This window comes from Clostridium sp. Marseille-QA1073 (assembly GCF_054863625.1).
The window spans coordinates 393,491-405,182 of record NZ_JBSVQM010000001.1; the positions used below are offsets into that span (position 1 = coordinate 393,491).

The 11,692-nt window shown below is 27.7% G+C and carries 11 protein-coding genes and 1 pseudogene; all 12 read right to left on the reverse strand.

The annotated features are described in order from the left end of the window. Window positions 1-5: 5 nt before the first annotated feature. The 12 genes and pseudogenes from spoIIAA to ACY1IQ_RS01870 all read right to left on the reverse strand — a co-directional run bounded on the left by spoIIAA (window position 6) and on the right by ACY1IQ_RS01870 (window position 11,687). Window positions 6-341, reverse strand: a complete 336-nt coding sequence (spoIIAA, locus tag ACY1IQ_RS01815) for an anti-sigma F factor antagonist (RefSeq protein ID WP_039631231.1) — start codon at window positions 339-341, stop codon at window positions 6-8. A 659-nt stretch (window positions 342-1,000) separates the two neighbouring features. Then, on the reverse strand, window positions 1,001-1,741 hold the full coding sequence (locus ACY1IQ_RS01820) for a TaqI-like C-terminal specificity domain-containing protein (RefSeq protein WP_461612355.1): 741 nt from the start codon (window positions 1,739-1,741) through the stop codon (window positions 1,001-1,003). Window positions 1,742-1,753: 12 nt separating this feature from the next. Further along, window positions 1,754-2,449, reverse strand: a pseudogene (locus ACY1IQ_RS01825) (HsdM family class I SAM-dependent methyltransferase); the annotation flags it as partial. Between the two features lie 20 nt (window positions 2,450-2,469). Beyond that, window positions 2,470-2,598, reverse strand: coding sequence for a hypothetical protein (locus tag ACY1IQ_RS01830; protein ID WP_461612335.1), 129 nt, complete (start codon window positions 2,596-2,598; stop codon window positions 2,470-2,472). 416 nt (window positions 2,599-3,014) lie between these two features. Next, window positions 3,015-3,650 (reverse strand): cyclodeaminase/cyclohydrolase family protein, encoded by a 636-nt coding sequence (locus ACY1IQ_RS01835; RefSeq protein ID WP_461612336.1) that lies wholly within the window; start codon window positions 3,648-3,650, stop codon window positions 3,015-3,017. Window positions 3,651-3,668: 18 nt separating this feature from the next. Further along, window positions 3,669-4,910, reverse strand: a complete 1,242-nt coding sequence (hutI, locus tag ACY1IQ_RS01840) for an imidazolonepropionase (protein WP_461612337.1) — start codon at window positions 4,908-4,910, stop codon at window positions 3,669-3,671. Between the two features lie 21 nt (window positions 4,911-4,931). After that, on the reverse strand, window positions 4,932-5,828 hold the full coding sequence (gene ftcD, locus ACY1IQ_RS01845) for a glutamate formimidoyltransferase (protein ID WP_461612338.1): 897 nt from the start codon (window positions 5,826-5,828) through the stop codon (window positions 4,932-4,934). 33 nt (window positions 5,829-5,861) lie between these two features. Then, window positions 5,862-7,385 (reverse strand): histidine ammonia-lyase, encoded by a 1,524-nt coding sequence (gene hutH / locus ACY1IQ_RS01850; RefSeq protein WP_461612339.1) that lies wholly within the window; start codon window positions 7,383-7,385, stop codon window positions 5,862-5,864. A gap of 256 nt (window positions 7,386-7,641) precedes the next feature. Continuing rightward, window positions 7,642-8,490 carry a DMT family transporter gene (locus ACY1IQ_RS01855; RefSeq protein ID WP_461612340.1) on the reverse strand — a complete coding sequence of 283 codons (849 nt, stop codon included), beginning with the start codon at window positions 8,488-8,490 and terminating at the stop codon, window positions 7,642-7,644. A 276-nt stretch (window positions 8,491-8,766) separates the two neighbouring features. After that, entirely contained in the window at window positions 8,767-9,513 is a 747-nt protein-coding gene (locus ACY1IQ_RS01860; RefSeq protein WP_461612356.1) for a DMT family transporter, read from the reverse strand. Beyond that, window positions 9,447-9,626 (reverse strand): hypothetical protein, encoded by a 180-nt coding sequence (locus tag ACY1IQ_RS01865; protein ID WP_461612341.1) that lies wholly within the window; start codon window positions 9,624-9,626, stop codon window positions 9,447-9,449. The genes ACY1IQ_RS01860 and ACY1IQ_RS01865 overlap by 67 nt, the downstream gene beginning before the upstream one ends. 378 nt (window positions 9,627-10,004) lie before the next feature. Next, on the reverse strand, window positions 10,005-11,687 hold the full coding sequence (locus ACY1IQ_RS01870) for a peptide ABC transporter substrate-binding protein (RefSeq protein ID WP_461612357.1): 1,683 nt from the start codon (window positions 11,685-11,687) through the stop codon (window positions 10,005-10,007). Window positions 11,688-11,692: the final 5 nt, after the last annotated feature.

An 11,692-nucleotide genomic window follows, 5' to 3' on the forward strand; every position in this document is an offset into this window, starting at 1 on the left:
CTCCACTAAACGCTTTTTATCCCTTGCTCCACATCATCATAAATATCAATAATTTTAAATAACCCTGATAATTCAAAAACTCTTTTTACTGATGGTTTTAAATTGGTAATACAAAGCTTTCCACCTTTCATAGAAAGCTTTTTATATCTCCCTATTACAGCACCTATACCGGAGCTATCCATAAAAGATACTCCAGAAAAATTCATTATAAGCTTATTGATGTTATCTCTATCTAGCATATCATCAATTTTATTTCTCACCTCTGAAGCGTTATGATGATCTAACTCTCCCATAAGCTCTACAATTAACTTATCTTCTATATTGTCAAACTTTAATATCATCTACATCCCTCCATATATTTAGATTAAATTATGTTTAAATTAATATTTAAACTAATAATTAATTTTTTGGTAATAAATTGTAAATCACTTTAATCAATACTCTTCAAAATATTATAGCTAAACTATCAGTATATGATTTTAATTATCATATTATTTCTAAAACATTATAACATAAATATTCTATTAATTACATTATTTTCCTGCAGAATTAACAAATATTCCATGTTATTTTAAATTAGTGATATAAAACAAATTATTTAATCAAATATGTTACTAATATTTTAATTAGAAAAGCGTTAAACTTCACTAATAGCAATGATTTTTCCATCTATGAAAGGAATATAACCAAAAATTATTTTATATAAAATCTACTATATATTTTTTTAACTTTATTTTTTATTTTAAAATTTTTTAACTTATTAGATAATAAATCGATGCTATAAAATTCTTAAATAAAAATTTACTTTTCTAATAAAAAAATCTATACCACTTAAAAAGCACATGATTTTATTATACCAATTAATTTATTAATTCTATTTCCTCTGTTGTAAGTAAAAAATATTTATATAATTCTTCTTCACAATGAATAGATATCTCATTTATTGGAGGAATTAATAATTTCATGAGATTATTAGGATAGTATTCATATAAATCCTCTCCTAATTTTTAGCAAAAGTTTTAAAATAAAACTCATAGATTTTACTATTTAATATAAATAATAAAAATTCATAGGTAAATTCACTTTTTTCTTTTAACCTTAATGCATATACGTCTGCACTAAAATAGCTGCCAAAATCTAAAGAAAACTTATTACTAGAAGCTTTAAAAGGAAATATTATTTTATAGTCATCAAATATTTCTTTATTTCTCCCCCATTGAAGTTGATACCATTTCCGTACACCTCTTAAGCACTCTCTTCTACTACTAAGTTTTTCTTTATAAGGTGATATATGTTTCATACAATTAGGATATTGGCTTTCATCTTCAATTAAATCTGAGTAAATTATAAAAGAATTTTGTCTATTAACTTTGTTTTGTTTTATAAAACTACTTTTTATCCATGGTTTTAAAAGTTCCTTTTCTAAATTTTCATCCTCTATTATTTCATTTCTTACAACAAAAGCTTTATCACACCCTGTAATAATTCCTTGATGACTTGTACAAATATCTATTAGTTTCACACTACATTTATTTTCAATTTTCTTTATAATATTTTTAACCTCATAACTTCTAAGTATCCATCTTTCTCCTTGCAAAGTAGATTGTTTAATATAAAACCTATTATAATCTTCTCCTTCATTTAGAAATAAAGAACTATAAAATCTATCATCTTTTCTACCTTTGTCAGATAACGGTTTTATCACTTCAACTTCGCCAAAACTCCCTTTATGCTTTTCCATAAATATTATAACTGGATCAATTCCAACTCCCTTAAAAGGTCGTATTCCATAAAAATCAATAATTCTTCTAATGTGAGTATTTTCATTTAATGTTTTTCTAAGCTCTTTACCACTAGAAGACTCTAAAAAATATCTAGAAGTTATAAATGAAATTTGTCCCTTATTATTTAAGGTGTCCAATGCTTTTTTAAAAAAACAATAAGACAAATCACTTTTATCTTTGTAAATTTCCTTAAATTTTTCTTTTAATACTATTGAATAATCTTTATCTATAAATTTTGGTCCAACATAAGGGGGATTTCCTATAAAAATATCAAATTTATTATCCTCTTTCCATAAAAGGAAATCTTCATTAATTAAGTTATAGCTAATATTAGAGTTACTATGATAAAATAAATCAATTTGAAGGATTTGAATAGCTATTGTATCAATGTCAAAGCCATAAATATTATTTTTATAATATGATTATTTATATCTTCTTCTTTAAGCTTTAGTTTATTTTTCATATTTATTTCTTTAAGATTTTCTTTATAGATTTACAAGGTGTAAAAAACAAGGAATTAATAAATTTCCTGCACCACAAGCTGGATCAATAATCTTTATAAATGGATTATTAATTATATCCATGCTAGTAACTGTATTCTCTATAATATACTTAGCTATTGGATAAGGAGTATATACTATTCCTTTTTCCTTATTGGTTTTCAATGAGTCATAATAATATTCACCTATAGTTTTATTATCTTGTACTTTAAATTCTTTTTTAAAAGCCTCAAGTGCAATAATTTAAACATTGCATCTATAGGATTTAATAATAAAGTATATAACTCTTTTATTTTTTCCCTAAAAACCTCCACCACACTTACCCCCCCTTTAAAAATTAATTTTAATTGTTTATTTTAATATATCATACTAAAAATTTTTACTTAAACCATATTTTTACTATAATGGACAAAATTATGGTATTTTTTCTTTGCCAATATTTTTTTATGCTGTATATTTAGTCATATGGAAAATATCTACTCAAAGTTAGCTGATATATTTTATATTAGATAAAGAAACAAATTGTCGTAATAATCTTACTAGTATAATCAAATATGCAAAAATACTAAAAATCTTATTTATAAATCAAAAATTAAAGATAAAAAATTATAATTAAAATTAATTTCTAAAGGATTAATTTATTAAACTAATTTCTTAAGAGAAATAAACAAAATTATTTCTCTTAAGAAAAAAATATACCAAAACACTTAATGTGTTTTGGCATATTCTGCTATATTTTACTATTAACTATTTTCAATATTTCTTCTCTTAGTCTAATACCTTCACTACTTATATTTTCAATATCTTTTTCTATACCGTTTTTATATTCTTCATCTTTTATTGATGACATATTAATTTTTACATTTAATATAGCTGCTTCAATAGCACTTTGAGTCATAAGAGCAGCAACTCCTGCATCAGAAACTGCATTCTTATTTCCATATTGTGCAGCTATTAATATATATTTATATAGTTCGAAAGCTGCTTTAGCAGTTGATAGTGGTACTTCTAATGATTTCTTGTAACCTAATTGTATTTTTTCACTTCTAACTTTCTTTTCCTCTTCAGTATCCTTAGGCATCTTGAAAGTTTCCATAAGTTCTAAAAATACCTTTGTATCTTCATTCATTAAATCTAAGAATTTAAATTTTAATTCTTCACAAGCCTTTAATGTTTCATCTATAGATGCTTTTTTATCATCTTCAAGTTCATTATAAGACTTTTTACCTACAGTTAAATTACATACCATAGAAGTTAATGCTGATGCTAATGAAGCTGAAATTGCAGATACACTTCCCCCTCCTGGTGCTGGTGATGATGACGCTAATTCTTCTACAAATTCCTTGACTGTTTTCTTTTCTAACATATATATCACGCTCCTATATTAGTTTCCCACTACAATATTACCACTTTTAATAACCTTGTATACAGAGTTTATTCCAAAATGATATATTAAATAATTTAAATTTTTAGCATTAAAAATAACTATATCAGCTTTTTTTCCTACTTCAATGCTTCCTATTTCTTTTTCACGATTCATAGAAGCTGCTGCATTTATAGTCATAGCATTTATAATTTCTTCTGGGAACATTCTCATTCCAAAAGAAGCAAACGTCATTACAGTCTGCATAGATTCTGTTGGTGATGTACCAGGATTACAATCCGTAGCCAGTGCTACACAAACGCCTTTATCTATCATCTCTCTTGCCCTTGCAAATCTTCCAAGCATTAAATAAAAAGCAGTTGATGGAAGTAATACTGCTACTACCCCATTATCAGCTAGTGCTTTTATTCCTTCATCACTTGCAGCAATTAGATGTTCTGCAGAGATTGTTTTTATTTCTCCTGCAAGTTCAGCTCCACCTACAGATTCCACTTCATCTGCATGAATTTTAGGAATTAATCCATACTCTCTTCCTAAGGAGAGTATTTCTCTACACTCTTCTGTAGTAAATACTCCCTCCTCACAGAAACAATCTATGAATTCTGCTAAATTATTTTCCTTAATATATGGAATCATATCTTTAATTACTTTTATAAATTCAACTCTTTTTCCTACATATTCTTTAGGAATAGCATGAGCACCCATAAAAGTTGATACTATATCCACAGGATGAATTTTATTAAGCTCTTTATTTACATTTAAAATTTTAGCTTCTGTTTCTAAATCTAATCCATATCCTGACTTACTTTCAACAGTAGTAGTACCATGATTTAGCATTATATCTAATCTAGCTTTACTTTCTTCTACTAACTGTTCAAAAGAAGCTCTCCTAGTACTATCAACAGTGCTTAATATACCACCACCACTGTTTAATATTTCAATATATCCTACCTTGTTTAATTTAAGTGGAAGTTCTCTTTCTCTTGATCCTGAATACACTAAATGAGTATGGGGATCTACAAGTCCTGGAGTCACAGTTTTACCTTTTCCATCAATAATGGTATAATTTTCTGATAAATATTTATTATACCCGTCTCCAGTTCCAACCTCAGTTATTATATCATTATTAATGACAACATAACCATTATTTATAATTTTAGCATCGTTCATTTCTTCTTTAGTTTTTTTATGGCTACCTTCACAAGTTACTAAACAGTCAATATTTTTTATTATGATTGACATGAAGTACCTCCCTCTTTAACTTTATTCACTTACTCTTTTTTCCAATATTTGATCCATAGAGAAGTTTTCTATTTGCAAATAGTATTCTGCACTATTAATTAATGCAGCCATAGGTAAAAGTCCAATAACCTCACTACCTACCACCGGTACTCCATAGCGTTTTGCTTCCATCTTAACCATTTCAAAAGCTCTATAAACTGCTGTTTTTTCATAGTTAACTAAATTCATAGAAACCTGTGCTATATTTCTTTCTTCAAGCATAACTCCCATAGCTTTAACGAATCTTAGTCCTCCACCTAAATGTCTTATAGTTTTGGCAATTTTATCTGCAATTTCTAAATTATCTGTACCTAAATTTACATTGAAAGCTACTAAAGGCTGTCTAGCAGATATTGCAACACATCCACCTTTAACATTTACTTCACTTGGACCATAATCTGGTTTCCAATTTTCTTCTTTAATCTTTTCAAAGAATCCTTCATATTGCCCCTTTCTAACAGTAGCTAGATTCTCCCTATGTGGAGCAGATGCTGCTTTTTCATATAAATAAACAGGTATTGAGAATCTTTCTCCTATAACTTTACCTACTCTATTAGCTATCTCCACACATTCATCCATTGATACATCACTAATAGGTACAAATGGTACTACATCTAAGGCACCCATTCTAGGATGACCACCATGATGAACACTCATATCTATAAGTCCATAAACTTTTTGTGCCATATTAATAATAACATTTTCTACTGCTGTTGGTTCACCTACTAGTGTAACAACAGTTCTATTGTGATCTGCATCACTAGAGTAGTCTAGTAATTTTACCCCTTCTACTCCTCTTACAGTATCAATAATCTTTTCTATTTTTTCTTTGTCTCTCCCTTCACTAAAGTTAGGAATGCACTCAATAATTCTTGCCATAAAAATCACCCTCCCTATGTAATAAATAATATTTTAATAATTTATTTTTACCACTTTTTCAACCTTGTCTAATATTGTATTATCAACAATAATCTCTAAAACTTTGTCTAACTCTTTATACATAACAACGTCTTTATCAATAAAGTCTGTAACTTTTCTAACTGCCTCATAACATTCTTTAGTTCCTTTACCTAAAGTAAAGCCTTCTCTAAAGTCTATTGCTTGACAAGCAGCTAAAATTTCTGTTGCTAAAACCCTTTGAGTATTTTTTATTATATCTCTTGCTTTTCTTGCAGCGATAGTTCCCATACTTACATGATCTTCTTGATTTGCTGAAGAAGGTATAGAATCTACACTAGCTGGATGAGCTAATATTTTATTTTCTGAAACTAATGCTGCTGCCGCATATTGCGCAATCATAAATCCTGAATTTAATCCGCCATGCTTAACTAAAAATGGTGGTAAATCATTTAGTTGATAGTTTATTAATCTCTCAAGTCTTCTTTCTGATATATTAGCCATTTCAGCTACAGCAATTCCTAAAAAGTCACAACCTAAAGCAAGAGGTTGTCCATGGAAATTTCCTCCTGATATTACATCCCCTTCTTCTGTAACAATTGGATTATCTGTAACAGAATTAATTTCTGTTTCTATTACACTCTGTATATATCTGATAGCATCTTTACTTGCTCCATGTACTTGCGGTACACATCTTAAAGTATACGCATCTTGTACTCTTATTTCTCCTTGGCTTGTTATCAATGTGCTGTCTTCAACTAAATTTAATATGTTTTCTGCAGTAATAATTTGTCCTTGATGATTTCTTATTAAGTGAGTTCTTTTATCGTAGGCATCTTTAATTCCTCTTAGTGCTTCTAATGTCATAGCTGCTGCTACATCACTTAGTTTCATTAGATTTATTGCATCATAAATTCCAATAGAAGCTATAGAGTTCATAACCTGAGTTCCATTTATAAGTGCTAATCCTTCTTTCGCTGTAAGCTCAATAATTTCAATATTAGCTTTTTTCATTGCTTCTTTACCTGATAGTATTTCTCCATCATACTCAGCTTCTCCTTCACCAAGCATAGGAAGGACCATATGAGAAAGCGGTGCTAAATCTCCTGACGCTCCTAGGGAACCCTTTTCTGGAATAGAAGGATGTACCTTTTTATTTAGCATATCTATTAATGTTTGTAATGTAGATAGTCTAATCCCTGAGTATCCCTTTGAAAGTGCATTAGCTCTTAAAAGCATAATTGCTCTAACATATTCTGTTTCAAGGTTATCTCCAAAACCACAGGCATGAGAAATTATTAAGTTTTTTTGTAATTTTTTGGAATCTTCCCCTGAAATTGTAACATCAGAAAATTTTCCAAAGCCTGTAGTTATTCCATATATAACCTTATCATCTTCTACAATTTTATCAACTATGTTTCTTGATTTATTAACTCTTGCTTTTGCTTCTTCACTAAGTTCTACTAGATAATTATTTCTAGCTACGTCCACTATTTGTTGAAGTGTTAAACTATTTCCGTCTATGATAACCTTGTTCATATATTTGCCCCCTTTTTTATAAATAATATTCTTATTACATATAATTCTTTATAATATTGATTTAACCTCTAAATAAATGAAATAAAAATATTCTGAATATTTTTAATATATTATTACTTTACCATGACAAAGTAAGAAAACTGTAGCAAACTCACAGCAATTAAAAATAAGAATGAAAATAAAGAATTATAGTAAAAATTTTATTCTTAATACCTTAATAGTTTTTAAATGAATTTTACACTTAATTTAATATTCCTCATTCTCTTGCTAATATAACCATAGATGTTATTATAAAAAAGCTTCCCAGCATAGTTTTAAAAGCTAGCGCTTCACCTAATATTAATGTGCCTAATATTAAACTAACAATAGGTTCTAAAGTACCAAATATAGCTGCGCTAGAAGGACCAATTATTTTAACCCCCTGCAAAAATGCCATCAATGCAACCACTGTAGATATAAATGCAATCATAACTATGGCAACTAATCCGTAAGCTTTTATATGAAAGTTTAAATTGTTAGTAATTAATCCTATTACGAAAGTAGCTAAAGCTGATGATAATGATACATAAAAGCTCATAACATAACTATCTATTGATTTTATATAATTACTAGATGCTCCTAATACATACCATGAATAGCATAACGAAGCTAATAGAGATAATATAACTAAACTAGCACTACCTAAATCTATCATTATAAATATTCCTATTATACATAAGGATAAACATATTATTTTCTTTGTATTAATTCTTTCTTTATATATTACTGAAGATAAAATTGTTACTATGGCAGGATAAATATATAAAGTCATTGTTGCTATTCCTACTGACATATAATTGTATGCCATAAAAAGTAATACTGACATCATGGTATATCCAATAATGCCCAAAGCAAATACAAAAATAAGCTGATTTTTTTTAAGTTTTATAGATATCTTTTTAAATCTTAAGTAAAGAAATAATATTATAGCTACAAAAGAAAATCTCAAAAATAATGTAGTTTGAGTATTTGCCCCTCCACTATAAGCTACTTTAGCTAATATTGGCATAATTCCAAAGAAAGTAGTTGACATTACTACATATAAAATGCCATAAATTTTTTTCATTTTATTACCCCCATTAAGCACTTTAGTTATAACAAATTATGTAAAGCAATATATAATTAAAATTTGCCTTTACTCAATGAGATATTTCAAATAATAACATGATATTTTATCATAAATTTTTCTATTATAGTTTATGATTATATAAATCCCCCCTTTAATGCTATTTATATTTAAATATTTATTCCTTGTAAACATTATGTTTAATATAAGTATAAAAATAACTCACTATATTTAAAAATATTAAAATATAGTGAGTTATTATTCATTTTACTTAAATTATTCCTTTGCTAATATAATCATAGATATAATTATCAGTATGCTTCCTAATATGGTTTTAAATTGTACTCCTTCTCCTAATATCAGTATTCCTAATACTAAAGTAACAATAGGTTCTAATGTTCCAAATATAGAGGCATTAGAAGGTCCGATAATTTTAACTCCCTGTAAAAATGCCATAAGTGCTATAACTGTAGATATAAAGGCTAATAACAGTATAGCTACTAAACTGTAAAACTTTATATTTAAATTAATGGTTTGAGTTGGCAATCCTATAGCTAATATACTTATAGCAGATACTAGTGATATGTAAAAAGTAATAACATAGTTATTTGTTGATTTAATGTATTTATGAGATGCTCCTAATACATAAAAAGAATATCCTATAGCAGATATTAAAGCTAATAAAATTCCTCTTATATCATAGTTAGCTACTCCTAAATCTACCATTATAAATATTCCTAAAATACAAAGTATAAGGCAAAGTATTTTTTTTAAACTTAACTTCTCTCCATAAAATACAAAAGATAAAAAAGTAACTATTGCTGGATAACTATGTATTATCATTGTAGCCATACCTACAGATATATAATTGTAAGATAAAAATAACATCATTGATGTTAAAGAGTACCCGGCTACCCCTAAAAATATTAAAAGTACATATTGTTTTTTTTCAAGCTTTAAAGATATATTTTTGTTTTTATATAATAAAATAACATCAAAGTTGCAAAGGAAAACCTTAGAAATAAAGTTGTTTGTACATTTGCTCCTCCACTATAAGCTAATTTAGCAAGTATAGGCATTATCCCAAAAGCTATTGCTGATAATACAATATACAGTATGCCATGTATCTTTTTCATATTCTCCTCCTTAGTTTTATCATCATATATCTTAAATAATGCATCTTACTAAGATATATGAAAATTTATTATATAAATAATTCATTAAATTTAAAAATATATGAATAATTAAATACAACAATATTTATTATATTATTAAAATCCAGTATTTTAAATACCTTTACAATTTTATCTTCTGCAAAATAGAGTTATTCTAAAAAATTATTGTGTAATAAAAAGTCTATTTAGAACTCCATCCATAAAGGAGATATTTATAGATCATTAATTTGCTAATAATCAGCTCTCAATTGTATAATAATTTTAAAATTACTCTCTCTATAGTAATCATATTTTTAAATTAAAATAAGCGCAGTACAAACTGCGCTCTATTATTAATAACTATTTTTCCCTTCCATCTGTATATATTTTTTTCAGATCTAGAGAACCAAAGGTTGGCGACATATAATTTTTAACATACTTACGTACATAAGTATTTTTAAATCTCCAAACTGTTGGACTTATAACTGCATCATCATATATAAAAATCTTTTCTGCTTCATTAAATAGTTTAATTCTCTCTTCATTATCCATACTTTTTCCTGCTTTTTTTACTATATCATCAAATTTCTCGTTTTTCCATCCTGTTGGAACAGTTGTAGCTGTCGACATCCACATATCAAAATAGGTCATAGGATCATTATAGTCTGCAAAAACTGCTTGAGAAGCTAGCTGATAATCCATTTCCCCTGTTCTTTTTTGAAATATTGGCCATTCAACAAAATCACACTCTACCTTTACTCCTAATGTTGACTGGAAATTTTGTTGACTAAACTCCGCAAATTCTTTATCTTTAGAGCTTGTTCCTGATTGAAGTAATTTTATTGTATGCTTAGATGGATCAGGGTCTAATCCTTCTTCTTTTAGTCCTTCTATTAGCAGTTTTTTAGCATCTGGATTTTCCTTCTTAAGTTCATCCACCGGCCTGTAATTTGTTTTTGTTCTAAACTCATCATTTCCAACTTGAACTGCTGGTGGTACCCAAGCATAACAAGGCTCTGCTAAATCTCTATATAAAGCTTTTACAGCCCCTTCCCTATCATCTACTAATAAAAATGCTTTTCTAATCTTTGCATTTTTAAAGTATTTATCCTGTTGATTAAAAAATGTATAGCACACAGAAGTATCATAACTCTTTTTAACTTCAAATTCACCAGTAGCATCAAACTTATCTATCCACTCTTTCTTGCTTACCCCACCCATATCTAAAGAACCATTGAATAATTCATTCATCCTAGAATTTTCTTCTTTTATAACCTTCATTTTTACTTTTTCAAGTTTAACCACATCTGAATCCCAATAAGTAGTATTCTTTTCTAATTCTATTCTATTATTGTGTATCCATTCTTTCATTATAAATGGTCCACAAAATACCATAGTATCTACTTCTGAACCATATCTATCTCCATGCTTTTCAATTATATCTTTTCTTTGTGGCTCCATAATTTTTGAATAAGTTAAATTTAAAAAATGTGCACATGGATTTTCAAGTTTTATTTCTAAAGTATGTCCATCTATTGCCTTTACTCCAACATCCTCTGCTTTTACCTTATTTGCATTATATGCCTCCGCATTCTTTATTGGATATAATAAATATCCACAAGGTGATCCTGTATCTGCTGCTAATGTTCTTAATATGCCGTATACAAATTGGTCAGCAGTAACATCTACTCCATCGCTCCATTTCATTTCCCTTAATTTAAAGGTCCAAGTTAAACCATCATCAGATAATAACCATTCTGTAGCTGCACCAGGATTTATAACCTCTTTACCATTTTCATCAACTTCTAATCTAGTTAATGCTTCCATTATATTTACATGTACTTGTGAAGAATAAATATCATAAACTTTTGCTGGATCTAATGTTTTTGGTTCAGCTCCTAATAAAAAGTTTAAGTACTGTTCCCTATCCATTTTTATTTCTTCTTTACTTGTTAACGATTCCCCATCTTTTTTTTCCTTATCAACATTTTTATCGCTACAACCAGAAAGAAATATTGAAGATGCCACTGTTGTAACTAAAATTGTTG

Excerpts from the sequence above, each read along its gene's own strand:
- ACY1IQ_RS01835 (WP_461612336.1), bottom strand. The coding sequence starts at position 3,650 with ATGTTAGAAAAGAAAACAGTCAAGGAATTTGTAGAAGAATTAGCGTCA.
- ACY1IQ_RS01855 (WP_461612340.1), bottom strand. The coding sequence starts at position 8,490 with ATGAAAAAAATTTATGGCATTTTATATGTAGTAATGTCAACTACTTTC.
- ACY1IQ_RS01865 (WP_461612341.1), bottom strand. The coding sequence starts at position 9,626 with ATGAAAAAGATACATGGCATACTGTATATTGTATTATCAGCAATAGCT.
- spoIIAA (WP_039631231.1), bottom strand. The coding sequence starts at position 341 with ATGATATTAAAGTTTGACAATATAGAAGATAAGTTAATTGTAGAGCTT.
- hutH (WP_461612339.1), bottom strand. The coding sequence starts at position 7,385 with ATGAACAAGGTTATCATAGACGGAAATAGTTTAACACTTCAACAAATA.
- ACY1IQ_RS01820 (WP_461612355.1), bottom strand. The coding sequence starts at position 1,741 with ATGGAAAAGCATAAAGGGAGTTTTGGCGAAGTTGAAGTGATAAAACCG.
- ftcD (WP_461612338.1), bottom strand. The coding sequence starts at position 5,828 with ATGGCAAGAATTATTGAGTGCATTCCTAACTTTAGTGAAGGGAGAGAC.
- hutI (WP_461612337.1), bottom strand. The coding sequence starts at position 4,910 with ATGTCAATCATAATAAAAAATATTGACTGTTTAGTAACTTGTGAAGGT.